At 38.7% G+C, this 16,088-nt stretch carries 16 protein-coding genes and 1 tRNA gene; 9 read left to right on the forward strand and 8 right to left on the reverse strand.

The window, feature by feature from the left end; all coding sequences use genetic code 11:
• Window position 1 precedes the first annotated feature (1 nt).
• Window positions 2-1,018 (reverse strand): Lpg1974 family pore-forming outer membrane protein, encoded by a 1,017-nt coding sequence (locus WC222_00890; GenBank protein MFA6914928.1) that lies wholly within the window; start codon window positions 1,016-1,018, stop codon window positions 2-4.
• A 265-nt stretch (window positions 1,019-1,283) separates the two neighbouring features.
• Between WC222_00890 and WC222_00895 the strand changes: the two genes are divergently transcribed.
• The 4 genes from WC222_00895 (at window position 1,284) to WC222_00910 (ending at window position 4,575) form a co-directional block, all read left to right on the forward strand.
• Window positions 1,284-1,934, forward strand: a complete 651-nt coding sequence (locus tag WC222_00895; GenBank protein ID MFA6914929.1) for a DUF2268 domain-containing putative Zn-dependent protease — start codon at window positions 1,284-1,286, stop codon at window positions 1,932-1,934.
• On the forward strand, window positions 1,935-2,858 hold the full coding sequence (locus WC222_00900) for an alpha/beta hydrolase (protein ID MFA6914930.1): 924 nt from the start codon (window positions 1,935-1,937) through the stop codon (window positions 2,856-2,858).
• Window positions 2,859-3,065: 207 nt separating this feature from the next.
• On the forward strand, window positions 3,066-4,136 hold the full coding sequence (arsB, locus tag WC222_00905; protein ID MFA6914931.1) for an ACR3 family arsenite efflux transporter: 1,071 nt from the start codon (window positions 3,066-3,068) through the stop codon (window positions 4,134-4,136).
• 4 nt (window positions 4,137-4,140) lie between these two features.
• A complete protein-coding gene (locus WC222_00910) occupies window positions 4,141-4,575 on the forward strand; it encodes an arsenate reductase ArsC (GenBank protein MFA6914932.1) in 435 nt (144 codons plus the stop codon).
• A gap of 232 nt (window positions 4,576-4,807) precedes the next feature.
• Here the strand turns inward: WC222_00910 and WC222_00915 are convergent, their stop codons facing one another.
• The 5 genes from WC222_00915 to WC222_00935 form a co-directional block, all read right to left on the reverse strand.
• Window positions 4,808-5,602 carry a sulfite exporter TauE/SafE family protein gene (locus WC222_00915; protein MFA6914933.1) on the reverse strand — a complete coding sequence of 265 codons (795 nt, stop codon included), beginning with the start codon at window positions 5,600-5,602 and terminating at the stop codon, window positions 4,808-4,810.
• 517 nt (window positions 5,603-6,119) lie between these two features.
• Window positions 6,120-6,632: a hypothetical protein gene (locus WC222_00920; GenBank protein MFA6914934.1), complete on the reverse strand. Its 513-nt coding sequence runs from the start codon at window positions 6,630-6,632 to the stop codon at window positions 6,120-6,122.
• A 22-nt stretch (window positions 6,633-6,654) separates the two neighbouring features.
• Complete coding sequence (locus WC222_00925) at window positions 6,655-7,575, reverse strand: nucleotidyl transferase AbiEii/AbiGii toxin family protein (GenBank protein MFA6914935.1); 921 nt, start codon at window positions 7,573-7,575, stop codon at window positions 6,655-6,657.
• A gap of 87 nt (window positions 7,576-7,662) precedes the next feature.
• Window positions 7,663-8,289 (reverse strand): DUF6088 family protein, encoded by a 627-nt coding sequence (locus WC222_00930; protein ID MFA6914936.1) that lies wholly within the window; start codon window positions 8,287-8,289, stop codon window positions 7,663-7,665.
• A 458-nt stretch (window positions 8,290-8,747) separates the two neighbouring features.
• Window positions 8,748-8,832, reverse strand: a tRNA-Ser gene (locus tag WC222_00935).
• Between the two features lie 112 nt (window positions 8,833-8,944).
• On the opposite strand from WC222_00935, the gene WC222_00940 reads away from it, so the two are divergent.
• The 3 genes from WC222_00940 (at window position 8,945) to WC222_00950 (ending at window position 11,934) form a co-directional block, all read left to right on the forward strand.
• Window positions 8,945-9,952: a UDP-glucuronic acid decarboxylase family protein gene (locus tag WC222_00940; GenBank protein ID MFA6914937.1), complete on the forward strand. Its 1,008-nt coding sequence runs from the start codon at window positions 8,945-8,947 to the stop codon at window positions 9,950-9,952.
• 165 nt (window positions 9,953-10,117) lie between these two features.
• Complete coding sequence (locus tag WC222_00945; GenBank protein ID MFA6914938.1) at window positions 10,118-10,534, forward strand: hypothetical protein; 417 nt, start codon at window positions 10,118-10,120, stop codon at window positions 10,532-10,534.
• 197 nt (window positions 10,535-10,731) lie between these two features.
• Window positions 10,732-11,934: a BON domain-containing protein gene (locus WC222_00950; GenBank protein MFA6914939.1), complete on the forward strand. Its 1,203-nt coding sequence runs from the start codon at window positions 10,732-10,734 to the stop codon at window positions 11,932-11,934.
• A gap of 147 nt (window positions 11,935-12,081) precedes the next feature.
• Here the strand turns inward: WC222_00950 and WC222_00955 are convergent, their stop codons facing one another.
• Window positions 12,082-13,281 (reverse strand): MFS transporter, encoded by a 1,200-nt coding sequence (locus WC222_00955; protein MFA6914940.1) that lies wholly within the window; start codon window positions 13,279-13,281, stop codon window positions 12,082-12,084.
• Between the two features lie 148 nt (window positions 13,282-13,429).
• On the opposite strand from WC222_00955, the gene WC222_00960 reads away from it, so the two are divergent.
• Together WC222_00960 and WC222_00965 are read left to right on the forward strand one after the other, a co-directional pair.
• Window positions 13,430-14,257 (forward strand): hypothetical protein, encoded by an 828-nt coding sequence (locus WC222_00960; protein ID MFA6914941.1) that lies wholly within the window; start codon window positions 13,430-13,432, stop codon window positions 14,255-14,257.
• A gap of 213 nt (window positions 14,258-14,470) precedes the next feature.
• On the forward strand, window positions 14,471-15,097 hold the full coding sequence (locus WC222_00965; protein MFA6914942.1) for a LysE family translocator: 627 nt from the start codon (window positions 14,471-14,473) through the stop codon (window positions 15,095-15,097).
• A gap of 99 nt (window positions 15,098-15,196) precedes the next feature.
• Here the strand turns inward: WC222_00965 and WC222_00970 are convergent, their stop codons facing one another.
• Complete coding sequence (locus tag WC222_00970; GenBank protein MFA6914943.1) at window positions 15,197-16,087, reverse strand: inverse autotransporter beta domain-containing protein; 891 nt, start codon at window positions 16,085-16,087, stop codon at window positions 15,197-15,199.
• Between the last annotated feature and the right edge of the window lies 1 nt (window position 16,088).

Here is a 16,088-nt window from a genome sequence, read left to right on the forward strand (position 1 = left end):
TTTAAAGGGCTACACCAACAGACAATATTCCACCATCAAAGGACAAATCACCACGATTTGCGCCTAGATGATTATGATTGAAGTATTGATGGTGTTCGAATCCAAGCTTTACAGCTAGCTGATACGACTCCATGAAGCTTGTCTGCCAACTGACGCCTAATGCAAGATCTACGACACAATCGACAGCATGCAGACGCTTTCTGATTCTACTGATCACTTCTTGCGAAATGGGTGCAGGAGTCGAACCAGAATCGTCGAAATCTACTCTATAGTTACCATAGAGAATGCTTGTAGCTGCACTTCCATAAACGCCAAAACCGCATCCCACATCCCAGTCAAGATTCAGACCCAGAATAGGGCCTAGTCCGCGAAAATTTTGGGTATCGTCCAAAAATCTACTTTCTGTAATAACCGTCGTCGGAGCAGCTAAGGTAATCTCCGTAAATAGCTGAGCGCTTATACTTTGGTGGATTTTTGCAGCACGGATTCCCAGAAAAGGTTTCACATTGAATGAAGAACAGAAACATGTGTTATAGGCAACGACAGCATCGATCTGATTCAAGTGAGTTCTGCAATGACCATTATTCGCAAATTCTCCCACCGATCCATCTCTATGGCTGCCTTTTCCCTGAAAGTGAGTCCATATGGCACCGATCTGCCAATTGCTGCAAGCAAATTGATAACCAGCACCAATCCGATATCCAGCATTCCATTTAAAATTCGGATCAACATCTAATTCATTGGCTGTGAATATTGTAGTTCCATCAACAAGTGCTTGTGAAAGGCTCAAAGTGCCAAAATCGAGTTCCAACCCTGAAATATACGGTTTCCAATAAAGCAAGTCTGCATTTACAAAGAAATGTCCGGAAGGAGCTTCTTCACAACATGTTTGAGCGCAACAATTGTTATCAGAATAGGCGGTTACGTTATCTCGATAAGGATAATCTGCATGTAAAAAACCTGTCAAAGAGGCCATGAAGACTGTAAATACTGAGATTGTTTTTTTAAATTTTTCCATAGATCTTCCTGTTAAGCTGCGAGTGAATTAAATAAAATATTATGTAATTATGTTATAAATCAAGTTTGAAAGGATTCGACGGGATTCTCTAAAGTGAGTAGGGTTAGCTCAATACTTTAGTTGTTTTCGATTACTGTTTTATGATTACGGAGTTTTTTAAGCTCATTTTCAATAAAGTGTTGGAAAGATCTTTTATAGTATGACGGCGCAAATAAAAATCCAGAGGGTCTTTGACGCTTTGGTAGAGTATTAGTAGGTATAAGTGGTGCAAATTATTCACATACTCAAACAGTCAGGTCGCTTAAGTGATGACTTTATCACAGTGATAAAAAAATCCATTCGAAGTACTTTCAAGAGAGCGCAAAAATTAGTCATAGTCCCTTCATTAGATATTGTTGTTATGGATGACCCTCAGTCAGTAGTTCCTGAACTGGGAATCAGTGGTTATGCAAAGAATCCCACCACAATTTTTCTATCTATTGATCCTTCCTCATCGTATCTTAGGGATAACCTTAAACAAGGGATTGCAAGTACTGTTACACATGAGCTACATCATGTCATGCGCATGTCAGGCGTCGGGTATGGTAATACATTGCTTGAAGCACTTGTTAGTGAGGGATTAGCGGATCATTTTGATATTGAGCTGAACCAAACTGAACCCAAGCCATGGAGCATTGCACTTAAGCATCATGAGTTAAAAGCTCTTTCTCTACTGGCTGAGAAGGAACACCACAGTCGTTTTTATAATCATCAGGATTGGTTTTTCGGTTCTAAAGATGAGAAGATCCCTCGTTGGGCAGGTTATGCGATTGGGTTTGATTTAGTAGGAAGATATCTAGAGCATAGGGGACTTCGTCCCTCACAACTGATTGATGTTTCTGCAAATGACTTTGTATTTAATTATAGTGGAGAATAGATGGGAAAATTATCACCAATTTTAGAAAACTACTTAAAGCAAAGTCCGCTTTTACCGAATCTAGAAACTCTTTCTATTCCTGATTTGAGAAAGCAATTTAATGACCGTCAAATAAAATTCAATGAAAAGGCTCCAAGCTATGATTTGAGCATTCAGAACAGTACTATTATGAATTTCTCAACTGAAATTCCTATACGCATCTATCGAAAGGATTCTGATAAGCTACAGCCGGTTTTAATTTTTTTTCATGGCGGAGGATTTGTTTTTGGCAATTTAGATACTCTGGAGTGTCATTGTAGAGAAATTGCACATTTTGCTAATTGCATGGTCATTTCTGTAGATTATCCACTAGCTCCAGAAAATCCTTTTCCTGCTGCTCCGGAGGCTTTGTATGCCGCAACTACATGGATATATGAACATCTGGAACAGTGGAATGGAGATCGAAAAAGGCTTTTTGTAGGTGGTTCTAGCTCTGGATCTACTCTTGCGGCAGTTGTTTGCATGATGGTGAGGGATAGAGGAGGGGCTGAAATCCAGGGACAAATTCTTTTGTGTCCAATGACAGATGATAATTTTGATACGGTTTCTTATTTAGAGAATGCGTCAGGGTATAATTTAACGCGAGAACAATGCATTTGGTTTATTTCACAATATGCACCTGAAAAAGAACAGCGCCAAAACCCGTTAGCACTGCCATTAAAAAGTGCAAATTTCCAGGATTTACCCTCAGCTTTAGTTGTTACTGCAGAGTATGATCCTCTTAGGGATGATGGAAGAGGTTATGCAATAAAGTTGCAGGAGGCAGGAGTAAACTGTATGGATCTTTTTTTTAAAGGAATGGTCCACGGATTTCCAACGCTACCTTTGGATTTACCTGAAAAGTCTGAAGTTCTAACTCAAATCAGCAGGTTTATTCATTCCTAATAGGTATAGATCCGAACTGGCCATTTTATCAGGCCTTAGTCAATTACTGAGAGGATCTCCAAAAAGATCGTGTTCAAAAACAAAAGAATTTGTGCGAATGATTTTTAAGCAGCCTCAGCAAGAAGCATACTTGGAAAAATTGCTTGCAGCTGCCTTGCGTACACCTACAAATATAGTATAATGATAATTTCAAAATGAGAGGCTATTATGGGAAATATACAGACGTCGGTTAAACGCCTTTCTTTCTTGGATCGTTATCTAACTCTTTGGATTTTTTTGGCCATGCTAGTTGGAGTTGGCTGTGGATACCTATATCCAAACATTCAAACTGTTATTAATAGATTTCAGTTTGGTACAACGAACATTCCGATAGCAATTGGCCTTATCCTTATGATGTACCCGCCTCTTGCAAAGGTTAAATATGAACGTATTGGAGAGGTCTTTCGCAACTTCAAAATTCTTCTTTTGTCATTAGTCCAAAACTGGCTTATTGGGCCGGTTCTAATGTTTGCGTTGGCAGTCGTCTTCTTACCTCACTATCCTGAGTATATGGTGGGTCTTATCCTTATTGGATTAGCCAGATGTATTGCCATGGTCATTGTATGGAATGATTTAGCAAGAGGAGATAGGGAATATTGTGCTGGGCTTGTGGCTTTTAACTCCATTTTTCAGATTCTTTTCTTTCCAATATATGCTTATGTATTCATTACAATACTGCCCACATTCTTTGGACTAAATGGAAGTGTAGTAGATGTTTCCATAGGAGAAATAGCCTATAGCGTTTTTATCTATCTAGGCATTCCATTTTTGGCTGGGATTCTCACGAGAGTCATCGGAATTAAGCTTAAGGGAGTAGAGTGGTATGAGAATGTTCTGATGCCATTAATCTCACCACTGACCCTAGTTTCACTTTTATTCACCATTCTAGTGATGTTTTCTCTGAAAGGTGAGTTCATTGTGCAGCTTCCCTTGGATGTTTTGATAATAGCCATACCTCTAACTATCTACTTTCTCATTATGTTCTTGCTATCGTTTTATTTGTCTTATAAGGCTGGAGCTAGTTATGAGCAGTCTGCAACCTTGAGTTTTACGGCGGCATCTAATAACTTTGAGTTGGCTATAGCTGTTGCAATAGCTGTTTTTGGTATCAATTCAGGGCAAGCTTTTGCGGCTGTTATTGGACCATTGGTTGAAGTGCCTGTGCTGATAAGCCTTGTGCAAGTTTCTTTGTGGATTAAGAAAAAAATCTATAGGATGGGGAATGAGGTGGGAGGGTGATTAAATGTCCAAGCCTTTAATCAAAAAAATTCTTTTTATTTGCACGGGAAATTCCTGTCGTAGCCAGATGGCGGAAGGGTGGGTAAGAAAGCTTAAAGGGGATGTTTTAGAGCCTTATTCAGCGGGAATAGAAAAGCATGGGATTGACCCTAAAGCAGTGAAGGTAATGTCTGAAGTAGGAGTAGACATTTCAAAGCAGCAATCTAAGCTCATAAGTGAATTAGGTGAAAAAGATTTTGGTTATGTAGTCACGATTTGTAATGACGCCAATGAAAAGTGCCCGGTTTTTTTAGGTAAAGCAAAACGCCTTCATCATGGGTTTGATAATCCGCCTATTTTATCACGAAAAACGAAGTCTGAGGAAGAGTCCTTAGCTATTTATCGCCGTGTTAGAGACGAAATTAAGCAATATGTATCTGAGATGCCTGCTAACTTATGAGAGCTAATGATGTTAGAGCAATAGGCTTTAAATATTTGATAATGCTCATTCGTTTTATGTTGGGTGTGATCTTTTTTCATGTTCACGCATTAGATCTTCCTTTGGTGCTACTTCTTCTTGTTCTATTTGTTTTCTCAGCTTTTTTGGGTGATTCCGAAAATACTAGAGATGGAGAGCTTAGTAAAATAGCCAATTATCATTCGCTGCCTAGAAGTCTCCTTTTATTTTATATTTAAGCTATCCCAACCAGGATTGCAAAACCCAATATCAAAAGCATTGAACCGACAATGATTTGAAGCATTCTAAATGTAATCTTGTGAGTCAGTTTTGATCCGATATACGACCCAAGAAAAGCGGTGATACTTGCTGCGGTTATAATTCCGATCATATTTTGAGAGAGAGCTTCTGTAAACTTTTGGGTGTATGCTGCCCAACCGTAAACAAGTATGCGAATAACATCTACGATAACACTGCATAATACACCCGTACCTATAAACTCCTCTTTGCTTAATCCTGATTTTATTAAAAAGGCTGAGCGTAAAATTCCTTGATTACCTGATACGCCACCAAAAAAACCAGAAATAGCTCCACCGAGAGGGATATAATCTCGGTCAAAAGATAAGTCAGAAAATCGAGGAACCAATTCAAAAATCGAGGAAAATATAACCATGCTACCGACTATTATTCCTATCATAGTTATCTTAAAATCTGAATTGTAAAGGTGATATGAAAAGAGAGGTGGCCAATTTGAAAAAAAACTTAGCAGATATGCTCCCAAAGCTGCGCCTAGAGCGGCTGGAATACCAAATTTAATTACAACACTAGTTTTAGCATATTTTCCAACTAAAAGAGCCTTAAAAAGATTGTTTGCAAGATGGACAACGGCGACCGATGCTATAGCTAGAGGAAGGGGAAAAAATATAGCAAATACGGGCATTAAAACCGTTCCCAAACCGAATCCTGAAAATAGGGTAATGATAGAAATCAGGAAGGAGGTGATGCAAATAATCGAATACTCGATATTCATAAATCCTGTACTTGTGAATGTTTAGCCCATTCTAATTTAAGGCATCTTGTCTTTCTTCATCATCGACCATCAATAAAAAATCAATTTCCTTTAAACATGAGCAGTCAACTTTTAAAGTTCAGCACTTTTTCTTCAGAGCGAAAGAGCCCTTGAGATGAGCAAGGAAAGCTGTTAGATCGCTAAGATAATCGTCGGGTGTATATAACAATCAGCAAAAAAAGAAGTTTTGATGGGGGCGAAGCTTCTATACGGGAGTCCAGAGGGCCTTTGGCGCTTTGGTGGGGATTTTAATGGGTAAAACCCCTTAAACGGAAGAGGAGGGATTTGAACCCCCATCATCTTGTGGTGAATCTATTTTCGAGTCCGATGCCCTGCAGGCATCCCCAACACTAAACAACCAACTTCACAGCAAAAATTGAGAGGCAATGCTTAGTCTATACACTGCCTATTTGTGCATAATTTGCAAAAGAAAATGAATTAAAAAGTAATTCCCTTTGCGCTTTTGATGATGTCATCGTTAATCAGATTTACTATCTCTGATAGAAGTGAGCGCCTCACGAAAAGAAAACCAAGCTTGTTTAAATTGCTCGCAATTTTTGGAATGCATAAATGAGTTGAGCGCCTCTTTGCTGTTTGTTTTAATATTTACAAATGCTTTTGCACGCATGTCTTTCTGAAAAATTTGAACCTTATCAAATTTCCCTATTAAGTATTTCTGCCATCCAAATGCACTTTCCAGATCCTTGCCAATGCGGCGATCTTTTATATAGTTATCGATAATCAGATTTGTTGTGCGATCAGAAAAACATTGTAATAGTTCTTCCCATGATTTGTAATCATCGACAGCGAGCACAGATGGATATGTATTGATAATGTTGATATCACCTTCTGGCATTTGAATGGGACTGTAATTTCCTGTTGTCGCTGCTGCTTTTTCGTGCTTACTTTTTGCAACAGCTTTAAGGTTTGGAGATTGATTTCTTTCTGATGAGAAGTTCAAGCCTAGTTTTTCGCATATATATTTGAACATTTTTTTCTCCAAAAGTAGTTAATTAGAAAACGAGGTTGATACGATGCTCTAGGTTAGATAAAGAAGTGAGAATATCATCAAAACTGGGTGGCGTTGTAAGATACATTTCGCGCATCAACTGATAGTCACGTCGCAACGCGGGCAATCTTTCATTAGGAGGAACAAGGCGAAAGGTTCCTGGTTTGGCCAAGATATAGTTTGCCCATGAGTTGCCAAAGAACTGACTCTTCCATAAAACGACTTGGTTTCTCAGATCGTGGTGATTTACAGCTTTGATTGTCTCAATCTGCTTTTTAAGCATCGCAGTATCCGCGTAATGGCGTGAATACCTATCTGGTATTGGTTTGTCGGGTGGTTGATGGTATTCTGCGTGCAGGATCGTAGCCTTTTCCCAGAAACTTCGTTCTATCTCTAGAGCCATGACCTCACAACGCCAATCGGGAAATGCTTTGGGAAAAATCTCGGCAATCCAAGGCGTTATCGTATGACGCCCTGTTGGTTGCTGATCAGTAAGAGAACCAAATTCTAATTTTACAGAACGTTTGATATAATCAAATCCTGTTGGTTGTAATGATGGGTAGTGAAAAAGAAGTACCGGCGAATTTGAGTTCGGATCTTTCAAAAACTCGAATCGCACCTGATCATCTTCTAGAACGTCTAACACAGAAGCTTCCAGTGCCGGCATGATCTGAGTTCGAACAGCAACTTCACACACAGCTTCAGCGTTTTTCATCCATTTAGCGCCCTGAGTACGAGATGTTATTTCGCCTTCAGATAGTTTCAAAAAAGTAGGGGACACAGAGAGATCAATATCTTCAGAAAAACGGTTGATTGCACCAAATACCTTTGACAACGAGGTGCCACCTTTGAATACGAGACTGTCTGCGAATTCCGACTCAAATAGAATATTTAGCAACCAACACACCCAAAAATCTTTTTCCATGATTACAGGAGATACATTTTTTTTGAATGGCAGCCTGTTCAATGTACAGATGTCGCTCGTTAGGAGATAATTTTAAAAAATCAAGTTTCAAGCGGTCTCCTCTGCCAGTTTCCTAAAAATGGAATGCATCCATTCTGGCGCAAGGCGAATGTCTTTGAGTAGTTCTTGTCGTTTATCAATCGGAAGAACTCGCATTAAATGCTCAAGCCGCTCTGCGGTAACATTTTCTTTGCCCAGTTCGCGGAGAGCCTGAACCAGAAGTCCACTGAGTCGTCCTACCATCGCCATATTTTTTGGGGTTGTTCGTCGAAGCTGAATGGTTATTGCTCCGATTTTTACTGTTCGGCTTGGTCCATCTGTCAAAAATACTACTTTAGCTGGAACCTGTTCGGATAGCCCTAAGATGTTTGCTGCGTAAGCGCCGGTTGGTTGAATACGCGTGCAGTCACGGCCAACCAAAGCCTCTGCTATTTTTTCTGGAGATGGTTGAAGTTTTCCAAGTATCGGATGCTCTTCAGGAAAATCATATATTCCTCTAGCCAGACGGCGAATAATTCCTTTTTGAACGAGCCGGTGAAGAACAATGTCGACAGCTTGCCGACTTCCTAGATCCAAGAACTCCATTGGGACGAATACGGCACCATGCCCACGGATATTTATAAGTTCAAGGATCTGATTATTAATGCTATTCATTTTTTTTTGATTTTTCTTCATGTAAGAAATACTAGTCTGTTTTTCTTACAAATACAAGAGCTATTTTCAAAAAATTCATTTATAAACTTAATCATTTGAATGTCAATGATTTGATTATTTTTATGTAAGGAGTAATGATATGTTTTTCTTACAAATAGGTATAAATTTTGCAAATCGATTGCATTAGCTAAAGAGGATTTAGCTCGTAAATCCAGATGAAGGTAAGTTTAAAGAATTATATTGCTTCCAAAAGTTTCATGGCGAAGATCTTTATAGATGATATTTTTCATAAACTAGAACGAACTTATGTAAATGACGGTTGGAATTGTTATCCTGATTGGTTGGGTAAGTTTAACTAATATTCGAGTTTTTTTCACAATCAGCAAAAAAAAGTTTTGATGGGGGCGAAGCTTCTATGCGGGAGTCCAGAGGGCCTTTGGCCCTTTGGTGGGGATTTTTAAGGGGTAAAACCCCTTAAACGGAAGAGGAGGGATTTGAACCCCCGTCACCTTGCGGTGAATCTGTTTTCGAGACAGACGCAATCGGCCACTCTGCCACTCTTCCAAGGAGGAAAAGTTTGTCATAAAAGGGGATTAAGATCAATAGCACTATATACTTCAAGTAAATATGTAGAGGAGGTTATAAGAATAAATCAAAAAAATGTGAGGAGTCACTTATGAGAAGATTAATTTGGATAGTATTGGTATTAGTTTGTTCTTTAAGTGTGATGGAAGGAAAGAGGGTATTGGTGACGGGTGGTGCGGGATTTTTGGGATCGCATTTGTGTGAGAGATTATATGAAGCGGGGAATGAGGTGATTTGTGCGGATAATTTGTATACCGGTTCATTACGTAATATTTCTCATTTAATTGGAAAGAAAGGGTTTCAGTTTATCCAGCATGATGTTGAGGATCCATTTTCGCAAGATTTGATAGTAGATGAGGTATATAATTTAGCTTGTCCGGCGTCTCCGCCGCATTATCAGAGGGATCCTATAAAGACATTGAGGACAAATGTTATTGGAGCAATCAACGTTTTGGAGTTGGCGAAGAGAAGTCATGCTAAAATATTCCAGGCATCCACAAGTGAAGTATATGGAGATCCTTTAGAGCATCCACAGAAAGAAACCTATTGGGGGAATGTAAACCCGGACGGTATACGTTCTTGCTACGACGAAGGGAAAAGGTGTGCTGAGACGTTATTTTTTGATTATCAGCGTTTGTATGGAGTAAATATAAAAGTAGGTCGTATTTTCAATACGTACGGACCTAAGATGAATGCAGATGATGGGCGTGTTGTTTCCAATTTCATTGTGCAGGCTTTAGAAAACAAGCCGATCACAATTTATGGTGATGGCCAGCAAACGCGTTCTTTTTGTTATGTGGATGATTTAGTAGACGTTATATTATTGCTTATGGACTCACCTGACGGTTTTCATGGTCCGGTAAATATTGGCAATCCTAACGAGTTTACCGTCAAAGAACTAGCCTTGAAAGTCCTAGCGATGACGGGTTCTACCTCAGAAATAATTTCGTTACCATTACCTTTGGATGATCCTAAAGTAAGAAATCCTGATATTAGTTTAGCGAGAAGGGTCTTGAATTGGGAGCCGAAATTCCAGCTTGAAGATGGATTGAAATCTACGATTGAATATTTTCGCGCTAGCTTAGCCAAGCCTTCCTAAATCTTCTATACCCCTTGTGAAGAGGGGTATTTCATTAAGTTTGACTTTATTTTTGAAATGAATTAGTTAATTGGTATTCATGAGATTTCTTTGTACTCGTTGTTGTAAGCATTACTTATCTTGATTGTCACGTTATATATTTAACATTCACAAAAGGAGCCAGTTATGCCATCGCAACAGAAACCCTATAATTCTGAGAAAAATCCTACTGCAAAGCTAAATGAGGAAGGAAATCGCACAAACACTCAGCCTAATCTTGGAAGAGGAACGCAAAAAGAAAATACAGTTCAAAAGCCTGCTAAGTCTAATTCTAAAGAGGGATTTTATCCTCGGATGGACGAAGAGGAGAAAGAATCAGGCTTAATTACCGGAAGCAGCGCAAGAGACTATAATGAAGGTTCAACGAAACCCCAAAAGCCTTCCGGTATAAAAGAAAATCTAAATCCTGTTCGTCTAGAAAAAAAAGATCTAAGCCCTAAAAATCATCGTGACGACGACGATGACGAGGATGAGGGCGATGATACAGACGAAGACGATACAGAAGGCAGAAGAAGTTCAAAGAATGCCAAAAATGTACGTTAAGCATTTCTAGCAATGAGGCATTTGCTAAGGCTAAAAATCTAACAAAACAAAACTAAAGAGCATTTCAATAATGTATACACTACTGAAATGCCTTTTTAAGCAAAGTTTGCCAACTACCTAACATTTGCAGTGTCAATCTGCACGCTCCAGACCTATTTGAAAGTATTAACACATACCCATTCAAGGAGTGATTATTTATGAAGCTTATTTATGCTATCGTTTCAGCTGTTGCTATTGCCCCATCCCTGCTCGGTGCAGCATATTATTCTTGCCCAGCTTGCCAAAGCGGCGGCTATGATCAAGGCGATGTAGGTTATTACCAGGGTAACTATTATCCTTCTAGCGGATATTACCAAGGTCATTACAATTATGGTAACTACGCAGAAGACCAAGGCTATACTGGTCAACGCGGACAGAACTATGGCGGACAGTATGGTAATAGCCAAGGCTATGGACAATACAACCAGAATTATCGCGGACAGTCTAGAGATGGCCAAAGTTATGGTGGACAATATTACCAAAATTCCAGTAACCCAAATCGTAACAATTCAAATGGGAATTCTAGAGATAACCCGAACTGGGATTCTCGCAACAATTCCGGACAGAATAATCAAGCTTTAGCTGCTCAAGATGCATTTAAAACTCAGGAAGATCGTGATCTTCTGAAAAGAATACGTCAGGAGTTGAGCAACAGAAGAGAATTAAACCAGAATAATGTCACCATTATTGTTGTGGATAAGAAAATTCAATTAAAAGGTATTGCCGGTTCAAAAGATGAGTCAGCAAAGTTTGAAGAAACAGTAACTGCTATTGAAGGTGTTAATGGCGTAGACAACCAATTAGACTATCCTAATAAGAGTACTTCTTGGTGGGGCGGGTCTAAAACAGAAGCAGATCAATCCGGCAACAAGGACAACGATCATATCCTTTTAGAAAGGATACAAGGAGTGATTGACAATGATCGTGATGCAGGTAAATATGACGATGTCGAGATACATGTAGAGAAGAATATTGTTATTTTAAAAGGCAATTTAGATAGTGAGCAAACAAGAGCTGCTCTGAAAAACAGAATTCAGCAGGTACAAGGTGTTAACCAAGTTAATGACCAAACAAGTGTTAACAACAAAAAAAGTTCAGAGTTAGCTTTTAGTAATACTGCACCTTCTAACACAAGTGTTTCCGACCAAGTTTTAAAAACTAATATCGAAGACAAACTTCGCGGTGGTTTTTTTAGCAAAGGTTTTGAGCAAATCGAAGTTATTGTGAATAATGGTTCTGTAATTGTTAGAGGGGTTGTTGACAGCCCATCTGATATCAAAACACTATCTGACCGTATTCAAGGAATTGATGGTGTACAGTCAATAGATAACCAAGCGGTTATTAGAAAAATTTCTAAGTAAATTGCAAAGGAAGAGAAGGTAATCTTCTCTTCCTTAATCTGAGAGAGTGTTTTATAGGCGAAGATGAAATCATATTTTCCTATAAAGCACTCTCTCAGCGATGTGTGTGTTTACCGGAGAAGTTGGAAACAACTTCTTCGGTAATTTCTAGTTTGCGGATTGAAGTAGAGCAGTCTTACGCTCATATAGATACATGAGTGGAAGCATAGTCAGGATTATTCCAATAACCATCCCAGAAATGGGGTAAATGGTTTCATTATAGAACAGATTGACTAACCCGATAACGAATACTGTGATCAAGAGCCTTAGGCTAGTTAAAATGCTTGCCGCAACCCCTTTAATGTCTGGGAAAAGTTCCATGGATTCAGGAAAATAAGTGGAGAGAATCCAATTTATTCCTGCTGTATAGATCATCATGGATGCGGTAGGGATGTAGGTGCTTAAGGGATCTATGATCATACCTAAAGCGAGTCCAATCCCGCCTATGACTATGAAAACTGAGGACATTTTTTTCATAAAAGGTGCTCCCCAGTGTTTCATCAAACGGGAGCATGTAATGCTAGCAATAAGCCAAGCACCTAATAATGCGCATTGGTAGAAAGGAAGTATATCTTTGCTTACACCAAGTTTCGTTACAAAGAAAACCGAAATGGAAGAAAGAAAGGCGATATAACCTGAAAAAGCCAGGTTAAAGATGAGGGTAAGCTGCCAAAAAGAGGCGCTTCCCAGAACTTTTGCAAAATCTTTTCTGAATTTAGTGAAGTTAAAGGGAGCTCTTTGTTGGGGAGCGAGTGTTTCTTTAAAGCAAAAAAGGCAATATAGCAGACTGAATCCAACTAAAATTCCAATCGCAATAAAATTAGAACGGAATCCATATTCACTGTTCAGGAAGCCACCAAGCATAGGAGCGCCTGCCATAATAAATGGGATGCTAAAGTTGAGATAGTTCATCGCTCTCATTGCATTTTCTTTTTGGAAAGCATCGAATATGACGGCAGTTCCAAGTGTGAAGCATCCACCGCTTCCAATACCTTGCAGGAGTCGTCCTGCTAAAAGGATGTTGTAATTATCAGAAATGAAGGTGAATATGCTTCCAATAAAGAAGATAAGCAATGCCCAAAGAAGGGGGAGTCTTCGTCCGATCGAATCGGAAAGGGGGCCATAAAATGGACCGGCGATACAAATACCTAAGAAGTTCCAGGTCAATACTTGTTGGATTTCGGTTTCTGATACCTGAAAAAATGCCATCATATCTGGAAATGCAGGAAGATATATATCTGTTTCTACACAGGCGGCAATTATTATTGCTATAATTAGAGTGATATATTTTAGTTCTGTTTTATTCATTTTAACTCTATAAAAATTTGGATTATTTTATCAGGATCAAGTTTCTTTATCAATATGTAAAACGACTTGTTAAATAAATGATTTGACAGTTTGATCGTTTATTTTTATAGTCCAAATTTTAAACTGAACGTGATTAAGGAGATTTTTTATGAAGTTACGGAATTTATTTGTTTACTTAATGCTAATGGCCTCTGTGACTGCTCCTACGCAAGTCATGGGTTGGTTCTGGGATAACTGCAACTCCTGCTGTGAAACTGTGGATCCTTGCTGCTATCAAGGTCCATTATGTGAAGGTGGTTGGAGCATACTTGCAAAGGGCGGTATTGATCCAATTCATTGGACTGAAAGAGGCAAAGTGTGGTTGACAGTACCTGCAGCAGTTCCTGCGGTATTCTCTGTTAGCAGAACAGCTAAGTTCAGAAATCAATTTGAACTTCCTTATATTGTAGGCGGCGAGATTGCTTATAACTTGTCAGATAATGCACAGCTTTTCGTTGAGGCTAACTATATTCATGGTAAAGGGAAAACATTCAACTTTATTGCAGGAACATTTGTTGTTAGCGAAGTGAATGATGATTACGAGGCTTGGTCGGGTTATATTGGCGGCAGATATTATTTTAGCCGTAGCTGGATTTGCGACCGTGTATCACCATTTGTTGGTCTTAAAGCAGGCTTTGTAAACCATAGACAAGTGAAATATGGCCTCTCATTATTCGGTACGTTTATTGAGAAGGACCCATACTATGTCGGTAAGAGTGGCGTCAGTGCCGGTGTTCAGCTCGGCTTTGATATCCTAATTACAGATGCACTATCTGCAGTTTTGAACTTAGAAGCTGTGGCTTCCCAAGGACCTAGAGCGAATAGAAATAATGAGTTTGATCCTGTCTTAACAGGTGGATTAACCAACGTGAATATTGGTCAAGTTGGAACAGAAGTTTCTTTCCCAATTACACTTGGACTACGTTATACGTTCTAATTCTTTCTTAACCAAGGCCTGAAACCTCAGGTCTTGGTTTTTTTAAAAAATACATCCACACACCTATCTATTGATAAATTGTAAAATACTTGCTATAATTAGCAGAAAATTTGTGCTTATGTCTGGGTAAAAAGTCGAAAGTTATTCATTCCCTGCACCTACAAGGCTAAGCATTACAAGCATATTCAATTAGCTAAAGGTAATGTGTAGACTATGGAAGACCTCACAAGTATATTAACAGTGGGAATAATTTCACTAGTCGCAGCAATAAGCCCGGGACCGGACTTTTTTATCGTGTTGAAAAATAGTTTAACACATTCTAGAAAGGCTGGCTTTCTGACAGCCTTTGGTGTTTCCTTGGCGGTCTTGATTCATTTAACTTATACTTTAGTGGGAATCGGGGTTCTAATCATAGAGAGTCCGATTTTGTATGGGGTTATCAAGTATGTGGGTGTTGCATATCTATTCTATATAGGATTAAAGAGCATTATTTCTTCTTTCGGGCATGCAACGATGAATCTTGAGATGGCAAAGTCAAAAAAGAAAATAACAACCTTTGGAGCCATTTCACAAGGGTTTTTAACAAATTTACTTAATCCTAAAGCAGCTATATTTTTTATAAGTTTATTTTCTCAATTTATCGATCCGAATACGCCTACATATTTAAGAGTAGAATTTGCCATTATCAATTGGGCAGCATGCATAGGCTGGTTTTTATGTCTTTCCTACATCGTAACCATAAATGGTTTTACGGAACGTCTGCAAAGATTTCAAAACCCCATCGATAGAATAATGGGGGGCGCGTTGTTGTTGCTAGGGGTGAAGTTGTTATTTGTTTAAGCCGATAAGCCTGCCAAACCTTGTAGAAAGTGGACTATTTTACTGTAGAGTGTATGTGGAAGTGTTTTCAAAACTTATGCATGTTCTATTAAGTATTTTTCAATTATTCGAGCAAGAAGTTTTATCTTTAACAGGGATTAAATCTAGGCGTTCAGGAATAGAGTAATATAACGGTTTAGAGCACTGATTTTCTCTTTCATAATTACAAAAAAATGGAATTGTTAGGGACACTAATATGCCTGCAGTTCTGCTATGAAAAATGGGATCATAGGAAAATAGAGTTTTTAAGCTTATGATTTCATTAATACACAAATCTATGTTAGCTAGGACTCCATAGCGATTTCTGTTTTTTCTGTTAGATATCCAATAAGGTCCGGCAAGTGCTGTAAAATATAAGTCGACGCAATCACATAGTTCATAATTAAATTTTCTTCCCATTAACAAAGAAGCCATTCGACAGGGATAAAGAGTTTTTGTTGTATGAAATACAAAATCGCCCGGGTAAGAACTTTTCTTTTGTGAATAATGCTCTATAGATTGCAGGGGTATATATGCATTGAAGCGGTACTCCCATGGACATAGCCAACCTTCTAGACCAATTTGAATTTGACTTAGATTGGTAGAGTGCATATTACGCCAATCGTAATAGAGATTTATCCCGCAACCTCTATGTATATCGCCAAAGCGTATTCCAGTGCCCACGTTAAGTCCATTACCGCCATTTGAAATATGGTGGAACCTACCGTCTAAAAAATATAAGTAGTCTGACTCTTCCCTGAATGCCCAAACGCCCATTGTTGAATAGCTATCATCAACTCCTATCATTTTTCCAAAAGTCATTCGTGCGTATACTTCAGCACATGTTTTTGACATGGACTGAAAATCTTCACAGCGTTCTTCCTCAAAATACAACTCATTTTCTTCTTCAATGGCTTCGGAGGGAAGAAAAACTATTAGAAGTGTTGTTAGTAGAATTAATATTTTATTCATT

Source organism: Parachlamydiales bacterium (assembly GCA_041671045.1).
Lineage (GTDB): Bacteria > Chlamydiota > Chlamydiia > Chlamydiales > JABDDJ01 > JABDDJ01.

Bases quoted from the DNA above. Each gene is read 5' to 3' on its own strand.
- WC222_00890 (MFA6914928.1), bottom strand. From the start codon at position 1,018: ATGGAAAAATTTAAAAAAACAATCTCAGTATTTACAGTCTTCATGGCC.
- WC222_00900 (MFA6914930.1), top strand. From the start codon at position 1,935: ATGGGAAAATTATCACCAATTTTAGAAAACTACTTAAAGCAAAGTCCG.
- arsB (MFA6914931.1), top strand. From the start codon at position 3,066: ATGGGAAATATACAGACGTCGGTTAAACGCCTTTCTTTCTTGGATCGT.
- WC222_00910 (MFA6914932.1), top strand. From the start codon at position 4,141: ATGTCCAAGCCTTTAATCAAAAAAATTCTTTTTATTTGCACGGGAAAT.
- WC222_00915 (MFA6914933.1), bottom strand. From the start codon at position 5,602: ATGAATATCGAGTATTCGATTATTTGCATCACCTCCTTCCTGATTTCT.
- WC222_00920 (MFA6914934.1), bottom strand. From the start codon at position 6,632: ATGTTCAAATATATATGCGAAAAACTAGGCTTGAACTTCTCATCAGAA.
- WC222_00925 (MFA6914935.1), bottom strand. From the start codon at position 7,575: ATGGAAAAAGATTTTTGGGTGTGTTGGTTGCTAAATATTCTATTTGAG.
- WC222_00930 (MFA6914936.1), bottom strand. From the start codon at position 8,289: ATGAAGAAAAATCAAAAAAAAATGAATAGCATTAATAATCAGATCCTT.
- WC222_00940 (MFA6914937.1), top strand. From the start codon at position 8,945: ATGAGAAGATTAATTTGGATAGTATTGGTATTAGTTTGTTCTTTAAGT.
- WC222_00945 (MFA6914938.1), top strand. From the start codon at position 10,118: ATGCCATCGCAACAGAAACCCTATAATTCTGAGAAAAATCCTACTGCA.
- WC222_00950 (MFA6914939.1), top strand. From the start codon at position 10,732: ATGAAGCTTATTTATGCTATCGTTTCAGCTGTTGCTATTGCCCCATCC.
- WC222_00955 (MFA6914940.1), bottom strand. From the start codon at position 13,281: ATGAATAAAACAGAACTAAAATATATCACTCTAATTATAGCAATAATA.
- WC222_00960 (MFA6914941.1), top strand. From the start codon at position 13,430: ATGAAGTTACGGAATTTATTTGTTTACTTAATGCTAATGGCCTCTGTG.
- WC222_00965 (MFA6914942.1), top strand. From the start codon at position 14,471: ATGGAAGACCTCACAAGTATATTAACAGTGGGAATAATTTCACTAGTC.
- WC222_00970 (MFA6914943.1), bottom strand. From the start codon at position 16,087: ATGAATAAAATATTAATTCTACTAACAACACTTCTAATAGTTTTTCTT.